The following is an 18,515-nucleotide window of genomic DNA, read 5'->3' on the forward strand; positions in this document are numbered from 1 at the left end:
CGCCGGGCACGGGGCGTCCCGCCGCCCGCGGGTATCGATGGCCGCATGGCCAGAACCCCGGCAGGATCACCGCGCGCCAGGCTGGTGCGCGCCGGCGCGGCCACGGCGGCGCTGCTCACCCTCGTCGCCGCGGGCGCCCCCGCGCCCGAACCGGTCGGCGTCGGCGACCGGCTGTTCCCCGTGCTGGGAAACCCCGGATACGACGTGCTCCAGTACGATCTCGCCTTCCGCTACGGCGGCGACAACACCCGGCCCCTCGCCGCCACGACGCGGATCACCGCGCGCGCCACCGCCGGTCCTCTCTCCCGCCTCCACCTCGACTTCAACGGTGGCCGGGTCGACTCCGTGCACGTCAACGGGGAACCGGCCCGGTACCGGTCGGCGGGCGAGGACCTGGTGGTCACCCCGGCGCGCCCGCTGGAGCGGAATCGTCCCCTACGGGTTGAGGTGCGCCACACCAGCCCCACCGACGTGCCGCACGGCGGCTGGATCCGCACCCGCGACGGGCTGGCCCTGGCGCCACAACCGGACGGGGCGCACCGGGTGTTCCCCTCCAACGACCACCCCTCGGACAAGGCGCGCTTCACCCTGACCGTCACGGCCCCGGCCGGGCTCACGGTGGTCGCCGGGGGCCGGGCGGTGGGCACGGCGCGGCGGGGAGGGAGCACCGTGTGGCGGTACCGGATCACGCACCCGATGGCCACGGAACTCCTCCAGCTCTCCATCGGGCGGTCGGCGGTCCTCCACGCCCGCGGCCAGCGCGGGCTGCCCCTGCGGCACGTGGTGCCCCGCCCCTGGCGCGCGCGGCTGAAGCCCTGGCTGGACCGGACCCCGGAACAACTGGAGTGGCTGGAGCGGAGGTTGGGCCGGTACCCCTTCGAGAACTACGGGGTGCTCGCGGTCGAGGCCACCACCGGGTACGCGATGGAGACCCAGACCCTCTCCCTCTTCGCGCGCCGCTTCCTGACCTCGGCCGAGTACCGGGACTGGTACAAGGAGTCCGTCATGGTGCACGAGCTGGCGCACCAGTGGTTCGGGAACTGCGTCACCCCGCGCCGCTGGGACGACCTCTGGCTCAGCGAGGGCCACGCGACCTGGTACGAGTGGCTGTACGCGGAGCGCGCGGGCGGCACCGCGCTGCGCGACAGGGTCCGGGAGGCGCACCGGGCGTCCGACGGCTGGCGGGACCGGTACGGTCCCCCGGCGGCACAGCGGGCCGCGCCGGAGGGCGAGCGCCCCGAGGTCTTCCGTCCGGTGGTGTACGAGGGGGCGGCGCTGGCGCTCTACGCCCTGCGGGAGCGGATGGGGGCGGCGGCCTTCGAGCGGCTGGAGCGCCGCTGGGTCACGGAGCACCGGCACGGCAACGCCTCCACGGCCGACTTCGTCGCCCTGGCGAGCGAGGTCGCGGGTCGCGACCTGAGCGGCTTCCTGCGTGGCTGGCTGTACGGTGAGCGGACCCCGCCCCTCCCGCGCGCCGCCCGCTGAGCGGCTCCCCGGCGCGTGGCCGGAGCCCGTGAGCGGCCCGCGCGCCCGGGAGGCGGCGACGAGGACGGCGACCGGGTTTATCCGGGTGACCAGGCCGCCGGGGCGTGCCAGTATCGACAGTGCGGGCCGGTACGCTCCGGGCCGCCGCATCCCGCCGCTGGCGGGAGCGGGACGGGAATCTTCCCGGCACCCCGCGCGTTCTGCGGAACACAGCATTCTTCCCGATCCCTCCCGACCTAAGGACGCACTTGACTCCTTCCTCTTCCCTTCCAGATGACGGCCGCCGCAGCGACGAGTCGAACCGCCGGGCCGACGCCCTGATGGAGGAGGACGTTGCCTGGAGTTACGAGATCGACGGCGAGCGTGACGGCGAGCAGTACGACCGCTCCGAGCGCGCCGCTCTCCGCCGGGTCACCGGGCTCTCCACCGAACTGGAGGACGTCACCGAGGTCGAGTACCGGCAGCTGCGCCTGGAGCGTGTGGTGCTGGTCGGTGTCTGGACCTCCGGTACCGCGGCGGACGCGGAGAACTCCCTGGCGGAGCTGGGGGCGCTGGCCGAGACCTCGGGCGCCCAGGTACTCGACGGCGTGATCCAGCGGCGCGACAAGCCGGACCCCGCGACCTACATCGGCTCGGGCAAGGCGGACGAGCTGCGGGACCTCGTGCTCTCCTCCGGCGCCGACACCGTCGTCTGTGACGGTGAGCTGAGCCCCGGTCAGCTGATTCACCTGGAGGACGTCGTCAAGGTGAAGGTGGTGGACCGCACCGCGCTGATCCTCGACATCTTCGCCCAGCACGCCAAGTCCCGTGAGGGCAAGGCCCAGGTCGCGCTCGCGCAGATGCAGTACATGCTGCCGAGACTGCGCGGCTGGGGTCAGTCGCTGTCCCGGCAGATGGGCGGTGGCGGTTCCGGTTCGACCGGTGGCGGCATGGCGACCCGTGGTCCCGGTGAGACCAAGATCGAGACGGACCGGCGGCGTATCCGCGAGAAGATGGCAAAGATGCGCCGGGAGATCGCCAACATGAAGGGCAGCCGCGACACCCAGCGGCAGGTCCGCAGGCGGCAGCGGGTCCCCTCGGTGGCGATCACCGGCTACACCAACGCGGGCAAGTCCTCGCTGCTCAACCGGCTCACCGGGGCGGGCGTGCTGGTGGACAACCAGCTCTTCGCCACCCTCGACCCGACGGTGCGCCGGGCGGAGACGCCCAGCGGGCGCGCGTACACCCTGGCCGACACGGTGGGGTTCGTCCGGCATCTGCCGCACCACCTGGTGGAGGCATTCCGCTCCACGATGGAGGAGGTCGGTGACTCCGACCTGATCCTGCACGTCGTGGACGGTTCGCATCCGGCGCCAGAGGAGCAGCTCGCCGCGGTGCGCGAGGTCGTCGCCGACGTGGGCGCCACCGACGTTCCGGAGATCGTGGTCGTCAACAAGGCGGACGCGGCCGACCCGGAGACGCTGCACCGGCTGCTCGCCGCGGAGCGTTCGGCGCTGGTGGTGTCGGCGCGCACCGGTCAGGGCATCGAGGAACTGCTCGCCGAGATCGACGCCCGGCTGCCCCGGCCCGAGGTGGAGATCGCCGCCATGGTGCCGTACGACCAGGGCAAGCTGGTGGCCCGGGTGCACGGCGAGGGTGAGGTGATCTCCGAGGAGCACACCGCGGAGGGCACCCTGCTCAGGGCCCGGGTACACGAGGAACTGGCCGCGCAGCTGCGGCAGTTCGCCGCACTGTCGGAGTTCGCGCCGACCCGCTGAACCGCCCGCGCCGGTTCCGTACCGATGGCGCGGACCACATGCGAGGAGGGGCCGTCCCCCAGGGGCGGCCCCTCCTCGTGTCCTCACCCGCCGGTTCCGGGGCCCCGGCGGGATCGCGGGCCGCGCGCCGCTCGGCGCCCGGCCCGCGAGGGGGTCAGCTCTTGCCCGCGTACTTCTTGCTGATCGCGGAGAAGACGCCGTGGGCCTCCGGGCCGAGTCGCGGTCCGGCGAGCCAGGTGGCCGGCTGCGGGCCGATCGAGTTGACCGAGACCAGCTCCGGCTTGCCGCCCTTGCCCTGCATGAACCAGCCACCGCCGGAGGAACCGCCGGTCATGGTGCAGCCGATGCGGAACATCGCGGGCTGTGACGGGTCGATCGTCAGGCTGCCGGGCTTGTCCAGGCAGCTGTACATCCGCGCCCCGTTGTACGGGGGAGCGGCCGGGTAGCCGTAGGACCGCAGACTGGAGAACCGCTGGACGGACGGGGCCTTGAAGTTGGCCTTGACCGCGTTGCCGACCGTCGCCTCCAGGGACTTGCCGCCCTGGACGGGCTTGACCTTGAGCACGGCGAAGTCCTGCTGCGCGCCGCCACCACCGGACTGGGCGCCCTCGCTGATCCAGTAGTTGGTGGTCTGCGCCCACTCGGCCCAGTACTCGCCGTACGGCATCACGTCCGAGCGCTGCGCGGACTGCACCTGCCGCGGGGACAGCCCCTTGTTGTTGTACGCGGGGACGAAGGTGATGTTGCGCAGCCAGCCGCCGCTCTTACCGGAGTGCACGCAGTGCCCCGCGGTGGCCACCAGGTTGGAGTTGCCCGGGTTCCTGGGGTCCTTGATCACGGTGCCGGAGCAGACCATGGGGCCCTTGGGGGTGTCCATGAACACCTTCCCGGCCGGTGCCGCGCTCTTGGTGTACGGGGTCGGCACCGCCTTGGCCCGGACGGCCTCCGGCTCCGGGTCGTTGCCGGTGTCCGCCGAGGTGTTCCCGACGTCCTTCGGTACCTGCTTCTCGTTGTCCTCGGCCTTCTTCATCCGGTCGAGGTTCCAGTGGTCCTTGATGTACGGGTTGACGAAGTCCTTGGCCTTCCGGAGCCACTGCTCCTTGTCCCAGTCCTTCCACGCCCCGTCCCGCCACTTGTCCAGGTCCTCCAGGGAACTGGGCAGGTTGTCGGGGAGCTTGTCCGGCAGCCCGATGCCGTCCTTGCCCTTCTCGCCGTCCTGCTGCCCGCCGTCGGCCTCCGCCGAGGACTTGGCGTCGGAGTCCCCGCTGTCGTCGGACTCGCAGGCGGTGGCGGTGACCGCCAGCGCCGCGGCGATCGCGGCTGCGGCGATCACGGGTCGTCCGCGCCCGCGCCGGCGTATGGATCGCATGGGTCGTTGTCTCCCTGGGTGGTCGTGCGATGCGTTGGTGGGTTGCTGAGATGCGGCTCAGCCGCGGCTCACTTGCTGAGGGACTCGAAGACCTGCTTGGCGTCCTTGCCGAGCCGCGGTCCCGCCAGCCAGGTGGCCGTGGCCGGGCCGATGGAGTTGACGGAGAGCAGTCGCTTGCCGTCCGCGCTGAGGATGCCACCGCCCGAGGCGCCCGCGGTCATCGTGCAGCCGATGCGGTACATCGAAGGCTGGGTGGTGTCGATGGTCAGACGGCCGGGCTTGGAGGTGCAGCTGTACTGCTTCGAGCCCTCGAAGGGCGGGGCGGCCGGGTAACCGTGCGAGGTGAGCTGGCTGAGGGACTTCACCCGCGGGGTGTTGAAGGCGACGGGGATGGAGCCGCCGACCGTCTCCTCCAGCGACTTGCTGGTGCCCTTGTTCTCGGGCTGCATGTCCATCACGGCGAAGTCCTGCTGCGCGCCCTTGCCGCCGCGCTCGGCACCGTTGTTGATCCAGTGGCTGGTGGTACGGGCGTGCTTCGCCCACCAGACACCGTGCGGGGCGACCGCCTTCTGGTCGGACTGGTCCAGCTCCGAACCGTCCTTGCCCTGGGGGTTGTAGTCCGGCGCGAAGATGACGTTGCGGAACCAGCCCTTGCCCTGGCCGCCGTGCACGCAGTGCCCGGCGGTCGCGACCAGGTTCGACTTGCCGGGGTTCTTCGGGTCGGCGATCACGGTGCCGGAGCAGACCATGGAGCCCTTGGGGGTGTCCATGAAGACCTTGCCGACCGGCCGGTCGTCCCCGTCGTACGGGGTCGGGGTCGGCTTGGCCCGCACGGGCCGGGGCTCGGGGTCGGTGACGCCCTCGTCCTCGCCGCTGCCGCCCTCACCGCCGCTCGGGTCGTCATCGATCTCCGACTCGTCGACCTCGCGCCGGTCCTTCTGACGGTCGTTCTTGTCGGCGTCCTTCATCCGGTCCGAGTCCCACAGGTCCTCGATGATCGGGTTGAAGAAGTCCTTGGCCTCGCGGAGCCAACGATCCTTGTCCCAGTTCTTCCAGTCCCCGTCACGCCACTTCTTCAGGTCGTCCAGGGAGGAGGGGAGCTTGTCCGGCAAGTCATCCGGCAGACCCAGCTCGTCCTTGAGGTCGCGCTCCGGCTTGCTCTCCGCGGACTGCGAGTCGGTGGGCTTGGCGTCCGCGTTGTCGTCCTCCGGACCACAGGCCGTGGCGGTCACCGCGAGTGCCGCCGCGACAGCCGTGGCCGCGAACGCCGACCGTCGGCGGGCGGACCTGGGTGTCGATGACATGGATGAACTCCCCCTGAAGTGAATCGTCGTGCTGTGTATTTGTCATGCACCGCGCCGGAGCGGGGCGGCTCCCACTATGCCCGGTGAGGTGGGGGACGGGAGCAGCCGGGTCCCCGGTTCCTTCCGGAACAGAGCCGAGACATGCTCGCGACAACCGCCGTGCGTGTGTGGGGCGAGCTGGCGCCGGGTCGGTCCAGGTGGGAAAGGTGTACGGGGGCTCGGGACGGCGGTCGCCCGAGCCTCCCCGTGCAACAAACAGCCCCCGGCGCGGGGAGTTGAGACGGTGGTGCGTGCCCACCGCGCCCGCCCGCAATCCCAACTGATCTGTCTCTCTTCGTACTTGCCCGTGATCTCCCGCGTGCCCCGTCGTTAGTGCGTACGGGGGACAGCGCGCGTGTCCGCGCGCGCCACCGAGCAGCGGCAGAGGAGTCCTGAGTGAACGCGCGCTCCACGGCGGACGGTCCACCGGTGAGCCCCGGCCGGGCGACGGCGCCCAGCCCCTCCGGAGGGCGGCCCGGCACGTCGGCGGCCCCGGCCGGATCCGGCGAACCGTCCGACTCGCGCCGTGCCGGGGTACCGGAGACCGGTCCCCCCGACTCCGCGCCCCGCGCCGGAGCGCGCGTGCCCGAGCGGCGCGTGCCGCCGCGGTCCGCCCCCCTCCCACCGCAGGTCCCCGCGCCCCGCGTGGCCCCCGAGTCCCCCGCGGCCCCGCTCGCCCGGGCGGGGGAGCCACGCACGGGCCGCCCCGAACTCCCAGGTCCCGGGGGGACGTCCGACCGGGCGGGCCACCCCGACCCGTACACCGCCGCCGACGCCGCCACCCTGGAGAACCTGCTGCGCTGCTGGGTTCGCGAGACCGGCGCCCTCCGGGAGCGCGGCGGCCCGGGCGAAGGCGGAACCGCCCCACGGGAGGGCACCCTCCGCGTCCCGCTGACGGCCAGCGGCCTGACCCTCCGGGTCCCGGTGCCGCACTGGTCAGTCACCGGCGCGCACCGCTTCGGCCCGCCGGTACTGGAGGGGGCGCCGCCCGAGGCCGCCCCGCTCAACGCCGTCACCCTGGCCGCGCTGCTCAGCCGGGAGGCCGCGTACCTCGGGGACGCGCCGCGCTCCGCCGAGGACACCGGGCTGATCGCCCGGGTCGCCGGCTCGGTCCAGCACACCGCGCGCTTCCTCGCGCACCGGCGCGCCACCCCCGAACCCCCCTCCGCGACGGGCGCGTTCCTCGACTCGGAGCAGGCGTTGCTCTTCGGCCATCCACTGCACCCCACACCCAAGTGCCGCGAGGGACTCACGGAGTCCGAACTCGACGTCTACTCCCCGGAGACGCGCGGCGCCTTCGCCCTCCACTGGCTGGCCGTCTCACCGGAGCTGGCCGCCGGGGACTCCGCCTGGACCGAGAACGGCTCGACCATCCCCGCCGCGCTGCTGGCCGCCCGGGCGGCGGGCCCGTCGGTGCGCGCGCAGCTGCCCGACGGGGCGGTGCCGCTGCCTCTCCACCCCTGGCAGGCCCGTGAGCTGCGCCGGGACCCGGTGTGCGCGGCGCTGCTGGCCGAGGGGGTGCTGCGCGACCTCGGCCCCGCTGGCGAACCCTGGTACCCCACCTCCTCGGTCCGCACCGTCTGCCGTCCCGACGGCCCGATGATGCTGAAGCTGTCCCTGGGGCTGCGGATCACCAACTCGCGGCGGAACAACCTCCGCAAGGAGCTGCTGCGCGGCGTCGAGGCCCACCGGCTGCTCTGCTCCGGGCTCGCCGACGAGTGGCGGGCCGCCTTCCCCGGCTTCGACGTCGTCCGTGACCCCGCGTGGCTCGGTGTCGACCTGCCCGGCGGCGGCACGCTGGCCGGTGTGGACACCGTGCTGCGGCACCACCCCTTCGCCGCCGGTGACGACATCCGGTGCGTCGCCGGGCTCCTGGCCCCGCTGCCCGACCCGGAACGCCCCGAGGGACCCCCGCGGTCCCGGCTCGCCAGGCTCCTTGAGGGGCTCGCGGCCCGGCGGGGGGAGTGCGCGGGCGCGCTGGCCGCCGAGTGGTTCCGGCGCTATCTGGAGCGCGTGGTGCGGCCGGTGCTCTGGCTGGACGGCGCCGCGGGCGTCGCCCTGGAGGCACACCAGCAGAACACGCTGGTGGCCCTGGACGCCGAGGGCTGGCCCGTCGGTGGTCGCTACCGCGACAACCAGGGCTACTACTTCCGCACCTCACACCGCGCCGCGCTGGAACGTCGCCTGCCGGGCCACCCGCTGGGGGTGGCCAGCGACTCCTTCGTCGACGATCCGGTGGTCGACGAACGCTTCGCGTACTACCTGGGCATCAACAACGTCTTCGGTCTGATCGGCGCGCTCGGGGCGCAGGGGCTCGCCGAGGAGCGGCGGCTGCTGGCCGAACTCCGGTGCTTCCTGCGGGAGGTGAGTCGTTCCGGCGCGCCCGAGGGCGCCTCCTCCCTGCCCCCGCTGCTGCTCGACTCCCCGACGCTGCGCTGCAAGGCCAACCTGCTGACCCGGCTGCGCGGAATGGACGAGCTGGTCGGCCCGGTCGACACCCAGTCCGTGTACACCACCATCCGCAACCCCCTCGCCGACTGACGGCGCGGGCGGGGCCGAGAGGAGACACACCGTGCGGCAGCCACCGCGGCAACCGCCCCGACCGGCCTCCGGTGGGGGTGACGGCACCGTCGGCCCGGAGCTGGCCGCGGGGCTGCCCACGGAACCGTCCGGGGAACGGGCGCGGTTGCCCGGGGGACACGCGCCTACCGCGCACCGGCCGCCCCATCCCGGCGCGCGCCGTCCCGAGGGAGCCGTGACCGGTCCGCCCGCGCGCCCCGCCGCCCCGTTCACCGGTACCGACCTGCTGGACTCGCCCGGCGGCTGGCCCGCGCGCGGCACCCCGGTCGGGGAGTTCCAGCTCGTCCCGGTCCACCCAGCCCGGGACCTCTCCCTGATCACCACGTGGATGAACGATCCGGCAGTCGCCGCCTTCTGGGAGCTGTCCGGCCCCCCGGAGCGCACCGCCGCCCACCTCACCGCGCAACTCGACGGCGACGGACGCAGCGTGCCCTGCCTCGGCGTGCTGGACGGCACCCCCATGAGCTACTGGGAGATCTACCGCGCCGATCTCGACCCGCTCGCCCGGCACTGCCGCGTACAGCCCCACGACACCGGCCTGCACCTGCTGATCGGCGCCGCCGCCGACCGCGGCCGCGGCCGGGGTTCGGCGCTGCTGCGCGCCGTCGCCGACCTGGTCCTGGACCACCGGCCGCACTGCGCCCGGGTGCTGGCCGAACCCGATCTGCTGAACACCCCGTCCGTCGCGGCCTTCCTGGGGGCTGGCTTCCGGCTGAGCGCCGAAGTCGAACTCCCCGGCAAGCGGGCGGCCCTGATGGTGCGCGAGCGGATGCCGCGCGCCGCCGACTGAGCCGCGACCAACCCGTCCCCGACCGAAGGAGCCAGCGTGCCGCTGCCGCCCACCGACTCTCTCCGCCCCCACGCCCCCCAACCGCCCCCCGGGCTCGACGCGGAGAGCTGGGCGGAGGCCGCCCGCCGCCTGCTCGCCACCATGATCGGCGAATACAGCTACGAGGAGATCCTGCGCCCGGAACCGGAACCGGGCACCCCCGACGGCTACCGGCTCCGCGTCGACGCCGACCTCACCCTGCGCTTCCGCGCCCAGCGCGGCGCCTACGGACACTGGACCGTCGACGCCGGGTCCGTCACCCCGTGGATCGGTCCACTGGACCTGCTCGCGCGAGCCCACGGGTCGGTACTCGGCATCAGCGGTGAGATCACCGGACACCTCATCCGCGAACTCACCGCCACCCTCAGCGCGGACAGCCGGCTGCTGGCCGAGGCGGTCAGCGCTCCCGAGCTGGCCGACCTCGGCTACGCGGAACTCGAAGGCCACATGACCGGCCACCCCTGGATCGTCGCCAACAAGGGCCGGCTCGGCTTCTCCGCCTCCGACGCGACCTGGTGGGCGCCGGAGTCCCGCACCCCGCGCGGACTGCCCTGGCTCGCGGTGCGCCGGGGGCTCGCTGAGTACCGGGGCGCCGGTGAACTCGCCGCCCCGGAGCGGCTGTACGTGGGCGAACTCAGCCCGGAGACCCGCGCGCTCCACGCGGACACCCTGCGGAGCAGGGGACTCGATCCGGCGGACTACCTCGCCTTCCCCGTCCACCCCTGGCAGTGGGACGAGACGGTAGCGCCGCTCTTCCCCGGCGAACTCGCCCGCGACGAGATCGTGCCCCTGCCGGGCGACGGGGACCTGCGGCTGCCGCAGCAGTCGATCCGCACCTTCCTCAACGTCAGCAGTCCCGAGCGGCACACCGTCAAGCTGCCGCTCTCCATTCTGAACACCCTGGTGTGGCGCGGTCTTCCGACGGGGCGCACGCTGGCCGCACCGGCCGTCACCCAGTGGATGTGCGGCCTGCGGGACGCCGACCCCTTCCTGAGCGACGAGTGCCGGGTCATCCTGCTCGGCGAGGTCGCCTCGGTGACCGTCCACCATCCGCTCTACGACCGGCTGCCCGGCGTTCCGTACCAGTACCGGGAGCTGCTCGGCTGCATCTGGCGCGAACCGCTGGCGCCGCGCCTCGCCCCGGACGAACGAGCCCGGACCCTCGCCTCCCTCATCCACACCGACCCGCGCGGCCGGTCGCTCACCGCGGAGCTGGTGACCCGCTCGGGTCTGGAGCCCCGGGTCTGGCTCCGCCGGCTGTTCGGGGCGCTGCTGCCCCCGCTGCTGCACTTCCTCTACCGGTACGGCACGGTTTTCTCCCCGCACGGGGAGAACGCCATCGTGGTCTTCGACGACCGGGACGTGCCGGTGCGGCTGGCGGTCAAGGACTTCGTGGACGACGTCAACGTCAGCGCGCTGCCGCTGCCCGAGCTGTCGACCCTGCCCGAGGCGGCCCGGGCGGTGCTGCTCACCGAGCCCCCGGAACGGCTGATCCAGTTCCTGCACTCCGGTCTGTTCGTCGGGGTCTTCCGTTTTCTGGCACCGCTGTGCCGGGAGCAGCTGGGGGTTCCCGAGCACGTCTTCTGGTCGCTGGTCCGCGCCGAGATCGACCGTCACCACCGCCGCTTCCCGGAGCTGAAGGAGCGGTTCGAGACCTTCGACCTGCTGACTGAGCGGATCGAGCGGCTCTGCCTGAACCGGAACCGGCTCTTCGCCGACGGCTACGCCGACCGGACGGAACGTCCGCACGCGGTGGTGCACGGAACGGTGGCCAACCCCCTGTACAGCGCCTGAGCCGGGGGCGCGCCGGGGCGCGGAGGCGGCCGCCGGGGAAGAGGGGAGCGGGCATGGCGGGAACGGTACGAAAGCGGGCCGAGCTGTCAGTGGCCGGGAGTAGGCTGTCGGCCCTATGAGCACGCCTGCCCTCTCCGAACTCCTCCACGCCGCCGTCGACGCTGTCGGCGGCGCCGAGCGCCCCGGCCAGGTGGCGATGGCGGAGGCCGTCGCCGAGGCCGTGACCGACGGCAGCCATCTCCTCGTGCAGGCGGGCACCGGTACCGGGAAGTCGCTCGGCTACCTCGTCCCGGCGCTCGCGCACGGCGACCGCGTGGTGGTGGCCACCGCCACCCTCGCGCTCCAGCGCCAGCTGGTCGAGCGGGACCTGCCGCGTACGGTGCGGGCGCTGCGGCCACGACTCGGCCGCAGCCCGGAGTTCGCGATGCTCAAGGGCCGCTCGAACTACCTCTGCCTGCACCGGCTGCACGAGGGCGTTCCCCAGGACGACGAGGAGGGTCTGTTCGACCCCTTCGAGGGTGCCGCGCCCACCTCCCGGCTGGGCAAGGACCTGCTGCGCCTGCGCGACTGGTCGGACGAGACGGAGACCGGCGACCGGGACGACCTCACCCCCGGCGTGTCCGACCGGGCCTGGGGGCAGGTCTCCGTCTCCTCACGGGAGTGCCTGAGCGCCTCCAAGTGCGCGTACGGTGCCGAGTGCTTCGCCGAGGCGGCCAGGGAGCGCGCGAAGCTCGCCGACGTGATCGTCACCAACCACGCGCTGCTCGCGATCGACGCGATCGAGGGCGCCCCCGTGCTGCCGGAACACGACGTACTGATCGTGGACGAGGCACACGAGCTGGTATCCCGTGTGACGGGCGTGGCGACCGGTGAACTCACCCCCGGCGGTGTCCACCGGGCGGTCCGCCGCAGCGCGAAGCTGGTCGACCAGCGGGTGGCCGACCAGTTGCAGAGTGCCGCCGAGGGCTTCGAGCGGCTGATGGAACTCGCTCTGCCGGGGCGGCTGGAGGAGCTTCCCGAGGAGCTGCGGTATGCCCTGATGGCGCTCCGGGACGCCGCCCGCGGCTGTCTGAGCGCCCTGAGCGGCACCCGGGACTCCTCGGTGCAGGACGAGGACGCCGTGCGGAAGCAGGCCAAGGCGTCCCTGGAGTCGGTACACGGCGTGGCCGAACGCGTCCTTGAGGGCTCGGAGTTCGACGTCCTCTGGTACGAGCGGCACGACCGGTACGGCGCCTCGCTCCGGGTCGCTCCGCTGTCGGTCAGCGGCCTGCTCAGGGAGAAGCTGTTCGACGACCGCTCGGTGGTGCTGACCTCGGCCACGCTCAAGCTCGGTGGTGACTTCAACGGCGTGGGGGCCTCACTCGGCCTCGGCCCCGAGGAATCGGGGCCGCTGAGCGGTGAGGGAGACCAGCCGCCCTGGAAGGGCGTGGACGTGGGCTCGCCCTTCGACTACCGCAAACAGGGCATCCTCTACGTCGCCAAACACCTCGCCACTCCGGGTCGTGAGCCCTCCCGAAGCGACATGCTGGACGAACTCGCGGAGCTGGTGGAAGCCGCCGGGGGCCGGACTCTCGGCCTGTTCTCCTCGATGCGGGCCGCGCAGACGGCGGCCGAGGAACTGCGCGGCCGGCTGGACCTGCCCATCCTGCTCCAGGGTGAGGAGACGCTGGGCGAGCTGATCCGGCGCTTCGCGGACGACGCGCGGACCTGTCTCTTCGGCACCCTGTCCCTCTGGCAGGGGGTCGACGTGCCGGGTGTGAACTGCCAGTTGGTGGCGATGGACCGGATCCCCTTCCCCCGGCCGGACGACCCGCTGCTCAGCGCCCGCCAGAAGGCCGTCGAGGAGGCCGGGGGGAACGGGTTCATGGCCGTCGCGGCGACCCACGCCGCCCTCCTGATGGCACAGGGCGCCGGGCGTCTCGTCCGGGCGACGGGGGACCGGGGCGTCGTCGCGGTGCTCGATCCGCGGCTGGAGCGGGCGAGGTACGGCGGCTTCCTGCGCGCCTCGATGCCCGACTTCTGGTACACCACGGACCGCAACCAGGTCCGGCGCTCGCTGGCGGCCATCGACGCCGCGGCTCAGGACGACTAGCCTCCCACCGCCTCGGGTGGGCCATGGAACCACCGGAGCCAATGGCGCGGGGCGGTACCGGGAATCGTTCCGGCCGGATGCCTTCCAACGCCTGCCGTGTGCACGGACGCCGCGCTCCCCGACGGGCTCTGCCCGGGCTCCTGCCGGGGAGGGCGGCACGTAACGGCCTGACGCGGCCCGCCTCCTGCCGCCCCCCCCCCGAGGGCCCGACGGACAGGTGACGCCGTGCGGTGCGGCCACGCCCGTCGCACGGCGTGCGGCAGGGCGCGGCGCCGGTCCCCGGCGCAGAGGGGACCGGCGGCTGGTGGGGGAGAGTCAGACTCTCCGCAGAACCGCGACGACCTTACCGAGGATCGTCGCGTCATCGCCCGAGATCGGCTGGTAGGAGCTGTTGTGCGGGACCAGCCAGACGTGGCCGTCCTCGCGCTTGAAGCGCTTGACAGTGGCCTCGCCCTCCAGCATCGCCGCGACGATATCGCCGTTCTCGGCCACCGGCTGCCGTCGAACGGTGACCCAGTCCCCGTCGCAGATGGCCGCGTCGATCATGGAGTCCCCGATCACCTTGAGCACGAACAGCTCGCCGTCCCCGACGAGTTGGCGGGGGAGGGGGAAGACGTCCTCGACTGACTCTTCCGCGAGGATCGGGCCGCCGGCGGCGATCCGGCCCACGAGCGGGACGTAGGAGGCGGAGGGCTGCCCGGAGGTGTCGGCGGGGGCCGGGGCGCTCGGGGTGTCGGATCCGCGCACCTCGTACGCGCGAGGCCGGTGTGGATCGCGGCGGAGGAAGCCCTTGCGCTCCAGCGCCATCAGCTGATGGGCGACCGAGGAGGTGCTGGACAGACCGACGGCCTGGCCGATCTCCCGCATGGACGGCGGGTAGCCGCGGCGCTGCACGGAGTCGCGGATCACCTCGATGACCCGGCGTTGCCGGTCGGTGAGGCCCGAGCTGTCCGCCCGGATGCCGGGAGGTCGGCCCGGCAGTGAGCGTTTCGGTTGTGGACTCTCCTCGCCGCCCGGGCTCTGGCTTTGGCTCTCCCGGTGCAGGGTGTCACTGATCGGCTGCATCTGGTCAAGCGCCTGGCCCGCGCGGTTCTGGGAGGTGATGGTGGCGCTCTCTGCGGTGGTGGTCACGTCGGCCCCTCTCGAACGGTTCTCCCTAGCTGGACAACGGTAGTTGGTTTCGAAAGGTTGCGCCAAACACACGTTCGAGTGAATATTCGCAGTTCACCTGACGTGATCAAGTCCGCTGATGTAGGGGGAAGCGTGGGTTCGCGCGGGGCCGCCCAGGGGGCGTGCGGTGGATCCGCGTCTCCTCGAGTGGCCAGTCTGTCAGGTTCGCCCGGGGTGTGGCGCACCGGCCCCCGGGTGCGGCCGCCGTGGCGCGGGGTGCGTAGCCTCGTCCCGCCCGCGGCGCGACACGCGTGGTGGCCCCCCTGGTTCTCGGCACCAGATCTAGTGGTTTGATGGGCGTCGGCCACCACAAGTTGTGGTCCCCGGTGCTGAGTCGGGGACTCTGGCCTATGCTGTTGGTGTTGTCCCGGGGGCCTGAGTGGGCCCTGTGGGGCCTGGTTCGTCATGCTCGGTGAGGCTCAGGGAAGGGTGGGAAACGATGCACTGTCCCTTCTGCCGACACTCCGACAGTCGTGTCGTCGACAGCCGCACGACCGACGACGGCGCCGCCATCCGGCGCCGTCGGCAGTGTCCTGACTGCTCCCGCCGGTTCACCACCGTGGAGAACGCCTCACTCACCGTGATCAAGCGGAGTGGGGTCACCGAGCCGTTCAGCCGGGACAAGGTCATCGCGGGGGTGCGCAAGGCGTGCCAGGGCAGGCCCGTGACGGAGGACGCGCTGGCCCAGCTCGGGCAGCAGGTCGAGGAGGCCGTGCGGGCGACCGGGAGCGCCGAGTTGTCCACGCACGACGTGGGCCTGGCGATACTCGGTCCGCTCCAGGAACTGGACCTGGTGGCGTACCTGCGGTTCGCGTCCGTATACCGAGCGTTCGAGTCGCTTGAGGACTTCGAGGCCGCCATCGCCGAACTCCGGGAGGCGCGTCCGTCGGAGGCGGGCGAGCGGGCCCGGTGTGGAGAGTGCGGGGCGGGTGGGGACGCGGAGATCCCCCTCCCGGTCACCGCCGACTAAGTGGCCGTTTGAGGCGTGGCCGGGCCCTACGGGCGCCGGTCTTCGGAGAGACATGGTCCCCCGGGATGATTCGGGGTACTTCAGGGCGTTATGCCTGTGTACAGGGAGGCGGAATGACAGAGACGACGAGTGGCCCGGCACGTGGGTCCCGCGCCAAGGGTGGCAAGGCGGGCGGCGGGCTGCGTATCGAGCGCATCCACACCACTCCCGGGGTGCACCCGTTCGACGAGGTGACCTGGGAGCGGCGGGACGTCGTCATGACCAACTGGCGGGACGGTTCGGTCAACTTCGAGCAACACGGTGTGGAGTTCCCCGAGTTCTGGTCGGTCAACGCCACCAACATCGTTACGAGCAAGTACTTCCGTGGCGCGGTGGGCACGCCACAGCGGGAGACCAGCCTCCGTCAGCTGATCAACCGCGTGGTGGGGACCTACCGGGAGGCCGGCGAGAAACACGGGTACTTCGCTACCGCGCAGGACGCCGAGGTCTTCGAGCACGAGCTGGCGTACGCGGTGCTGCACCAGGTCTTCAGCTTCAACTCGCCGGTCTGGTTCAACGTCGGGACCACGCAGCCGCAGCAGGTCAGCGCCTGTTTCATCCTCTCCGTGGACGACTCGATGGAGTCGATCCTCGACTGGTACAAGGAAGAGGGGATGATCTTCAAGGGCGGTTCGGGCGCCGGGCTCAACCTCTCGCGGATCCGCTCCTCCAAGGAGCTGCTCTCCTCCGGCGGCAACGCCTCTGGGCCGGTCTCGTTCATGCGTGGGGCGGACGCCTCCGCCGGGACGATCAAGTCGGGGGGCGCCACCCGGCGGGCGGCCAAGATGGTCGTGCTCGACGTGGACCACCCGGACGTCGAAGCGTTCATCTCCACCAAGGTGAAGGAGGAGGAGAAGATCCGCGCGCTGCGCGACGCGGGTTTCGACATGGACCTGGGCGGGGACGACATCACCTCCGTCCAGTACCAGAACGCCAACAACTCGGTGCGGGTGAGCGACGAGTTCATGCGGGCCGTGGAGCAGGGTGACCAGTTCCCGCTGCGCGCCCGGATGACCGGTGAGACGGTCGAGACGGTGGACGCGAAGTCGCTGTTCCGCAAGATGGCCGAGGCGGCGCACGTCTGCGCCGACCCCGGGATCCAGTACGACGACACCATCAACCAGTGGCACACCTCGCCGGAGTCGGGCCGCATCACCGCCTCCAACCCGTGCAGCGAGTACATGCACTTGGACAACTCGTCCTGCAACCTGGCCTCGCTGAACCTGATGAAGTTCCTCCGTGACGACGACGAGGGCAACCAGTCCTTCGACGTGGAACGTTTCGCCAAGGTCACCGAGTTGGTGATCACGGCGATGGACATCTCCATCTGCTTCGCCGACTTCCCCACCCAGAAGATCGGGGAGACCACGCGCGCCTTCCGTCAGCTGGGCATCGGCTACGCCAACCTCGGCGCCCTGCTGATGGCGACCGGCCACGCCTACGACTCGGACGGCGGCCGGGCGCTGGCGGGCGCCATCACCTCGCTGATGACCGGCACCTCCTACCGGCGCTCGGCCGAACTCGCCGCGGTGACCGGCCCGTACGAGGGCTACCCGCGCAACGCGAACGCGCACCGGCGGGTGATGCGGCAGCACGCGGAGGCGAACGACAGCGCCCCGCGCGCCGACGACCTGGACACCCCGGTGTGGGCCGCGGCGACCGAGGCGTGGCAGGACGTGCTGCGGCTGGGCAAGAAGCACGGCTACCGCAACGCGCAGGCGTCGGTGCTCGCGCCGACCGGCACTATCGGCCTGATGATGGACTGCGACACCACGGGCGTCGAACCCGACCTGGCGCTGGTCAAGTTCAAGAAGCTGGTCGGTGGCGGCTCGATGCAGATCGTCAACAACACCGTGCCCAAGGCGCTCAAGCGGCTCGGCTACCAGCCGGAGCAGGTCGAGGCGATCGTCGAGTACATCGCCGAGCAGGGGAACGTGGTGGACGCCCCCGGTCTGCGGCCGGAACACTACGAGGTGTTCGACTGCGCGATGGGGGAGCGGGCCATCTCCCCGATGGGGCACGTGCGGATGATGGCGGCGGCCCAGCCGTTCCTGTCGGGCGCGATCTCCAAGACCGTGAACATGCCGGCCAGCAGCACCGTGGAGGACGTGGAGGAGATCTACCTCCAGGGCTGGAAGCTCGGCACCAAGGCGCTCGCCGTCTACGTGGAGAACTCCAAGGTCGGCCAGCCGCTGTCCGCGAAGCGGAAGGAGGAGCAGGCCGAGCCGGAGAAGGTGATCGAGTACCGCCCGGTGCGGCGGCGGCTGCCCAAGGGCCGCCCCGGCATCACCACCTCGTTCACGGTGGGCGGCGCCGAGGGGTACATGACGGCCAACTCCTACCCGGACGACGGGCTGGGCGAGGTCTTCCTCAAGATGTCCAAGCAGGGCTCCACCCTGGCCGGCATGATGGACGCCTTCTCCATCGCCGTCTCGGTCGGCCTCCAGTACGGCGTGCCGCTGGAGACCTACGTCTCGAAGTTCACCAACATGCGCTTCGAGCCCGCGGGGATGACGGACGATCCGGACGTGCGGATGGCGCAGTCGATCGTGGACTACATCTTCCGGCGGCTGGCGCTGGACTTCCTGCCCTTCGAGACGCGCTCCGCGCTGGGTATCCACTCGGCGGCCGAGCGGCAGCGGCACCTGGAGACGGGTTCCTACGAGCCGTCGGAGGAGCTGGACGTGCAGGGACTGGCCCAGTCGGCTCCGACCGCGGGGACGGGGGAGCGCCGGGACACCGGTGAGCGGGAGCGTTCGGCCGATGTGCCGCAGGCGCCCGCCCCGGCTCCGGCGGAGGCGCACAACTCGACGGAGCTGATGGAGATGCAGCTCGGTCTGAACGCCGACGCACCGCTCTGCTTCTCCTGTGGCACGAAGATGCGCCGGGCGGGGAGCTGCTACCTCTGCGAGGGCTGCGGCTCGACGAGCGGCTGTAGCTGAGGCGCGCCGGGTCGGGGTCGCCCGGTCCGGCCGGGGCGGTGGAGCCGGAACACGGTTCCACCGCCCCGTCGTTGTGCCGGGGTCCGGTCGTTCCGCGCGTATACGGCCCGCGTTCGGCGTCCGGCGGCGCGACGGGGTTCCCAGG

At 72.0% G+C, this 18,515-nt stretch carries 11 protein-coding genes; 8 read left to right on the plus strand and 3 right to left on the minus strand.

What is annotated here, in order from left to right:
* The first annotated feature begins 45 nt into the window (after positions 1–45).
* Positions 46–1,485 carry a M1 family metallopeptidase gene (locus tag E0L36_RS13880; protein ID WP_180929331.1) on the plus strand — a complete coding sequence of 480 codons (1,440 nt, stop codon included), beginning with the start codon at positions 46–48 and terminating at the stop codon, positions 1,483–1,485.
* 248 nt (positions 1,486–1,733) lie between these two features.
* Entirely contained in the window at positions 1,734–3,242 is a 1,509-nt protein-coding gene (hflX, locus tag E0L36_RS13885; RefSeq protein ID WP_180929332.1) for a GTPase HflX, read from the plus strand.
* Positions 3,243–3,396: 154 nt separating this feature from the next.
* On the opposite strand, the gene E0L36_RS13890 is transcribed toward hflX, so the two are convergent.
* Together E0L36_RS13890 and E0L36_RS13895 are read right to left on the minus strand one after the other, a co-directional pair.
* Positions 3,397–4,611, minus strand: a complete 1,215-nt coding sequence (locus tag E0L36_RS13890; RefSeq protein WP_180929333.1) for a serine protease — start codon at positions 4,609–4,611, stop codon at positions 3,397–3,399.
* Positions 4,612–4,679: 68 nt separating this feature from the next.
* On the minus strand, positions 4,680–5,915 hold the full coding sequence (locus E0L36_RS13895; RefSeq protein WP_180929334.1) for a serine protease: 1,236 nt from the start codon (positions 5,913–5,915) through the stop codon (positions 4,680–4,682).
* A gap of 684 nt (positions 5,916–6,599) precedes the next feature.
* Between E0L36_RS13895 and E0L36_RS13900 the strand changes: the two genes are divergently transcribed.
* From E0L36_RS13900 to E0L36_RS13915, 4 genes are all read left to right on the plus strand, one after another.
* Positions 6,600–8,495 (plus strand): IucA/IucC family protein, encoded by a 1,896-nt coding sequence (locus E0L36_RS13900; protein WP_308416751.1) that lies wholly within the window; start codon positions 6,600–6,602, stop codon positions 8,493–8,495.
* A gap of 112 nt (positions 8,496–8,607) precedes the next feature.
* Positions 8,608–9,324, plus strand: coding sequence for a GNAT family N-acetyltransferase (locus tag E0L36_RS13905; protein ID WP_374705548.1), 717 nt, complete (start codon positions 8,608–8,610; stop codon positions 9,322–9,324).
* Positions 9,325–9,360: 36 nt separating this feature from the next.
* Complete coding sequence (locus E0L36_RS13910; protein WP_374705534.1) at positions 9,361–11,157, plus strand: IucA/IucC family siderophore biosynthesis protein; 1,797 nt, start codon at positions 9,361–9,363, stop codon at positions 11,155–11,157.
* 115 nt (positions 11,158–11,272) lie between these two features.
* Positions 11,273–13,249, plus strand: coding sequence for an ATP-dependent DNA helicase (locus tag E0L36_RS13915; RefSeq protein WP_180929336.1), 1,977 nt, complete (start codon positions 11,273–11,275; stop codon positions 13,247–13,249).
* Between the two features lie 315 nt (positions 13,250–13,564).
* On the opposite strand, the gene lexA is transcribed toward E0L36_RS13915, so the two are convergent.
* The gene (lexA, locus tag E0L36_RS13920) at positions 13,565–14,380 is read right to left on the minus strand and encodes a transcriptional repressor LexA (protein WP_180929337.1); all 816 of its coding nucleotides are present in this window, start codon (positions 14,378–14,380) and stop codon (positions 13,565–13,567) included.
* Positions 14,381–14,858: 478 nt separating this feature from the next.
* Here lexA and nrdR point away from each other — a divergent pair, with 478 nt between their 5' ends.
* Positions 14,859–15,389 (plus strand): transcriptional regulator NrdR, encoded by a 531-nt coding sequence (gene nrdR, locus E0L36_RS13925; protein ID WP_180929338.1) that lies wholly within the window; start codon positions 14,859–14,861, stop codon positions 15,387–15,389.
* A 113-nt stretch (positions 15,390–15,502) separates the two neighbouring features.
* Positions 15,503–18,370, plus strand: coding sequence for a vitamin B12-dependent ribonucleotide reductase (locus E0L36_RS13930; protein WP_180929339.1), 2,868 nt, complete (start codon positions 15,503–15,505; stop codon positions 18,368–18,370).
* Positions 18,371–18,515 lie beyond the last annotated feature (145 nt).

It is taken from the genome of Streptomyces sp. AJS327 (assembly GCF_013450295.1).
Lineage (GTDB): Bacteria > Actinomycetota > Actinomycetes > Streptomycetales > Streptomycetaceae > Streptomyces.

Excerpts from the sequence above, each read along its gene's own strand:
- E0L36_RS13880 (WP_180929331.1), top strand. The coding sequence starts at position 46 with ATGGCCAGAACCCCGGCAGGATCACCGCGCGCCAGGCTGGTGCGCGCC.
- E0L36_RS13890 (WP_180929333.1), bottom strand. The coding sequence starts at position 4,611 with ATGCGATCCATACGCCGGCGCGGGCGCGGACGACCCGTGATCGCCGCA.
- E0L36_RS13895 (WP_180929334.1), bottom strand. The coding sequence starts at position 5,915 with ATGTCATCGACACCCAGGTCCGCCCGCCGACGGTCGGCGTTCGCGGCC.
- E0L36_RS13915 (WP_180929336.1), top strand. The coding sequence starts at position 11,273 with ATGAGCACGCCTGCCCTCTCCGAACTCCTCCACGCCGCCGTCGACGCT.
- nrdR (WP_180929338.1), top strand. The coding sequence starts at position 14,859 with ATGCACTGTCCCTTCTGCCGACACTCCGACAGTCGTGTCGTCGACAGC.
- E0L36_RS13930 (WP_180929339.1), top strand. The coding sequence starts at position 15,503 with ATGACAGAGACGACGAGTGGCCCGGCACGTGGGTCCCGCGCCAAGGGT.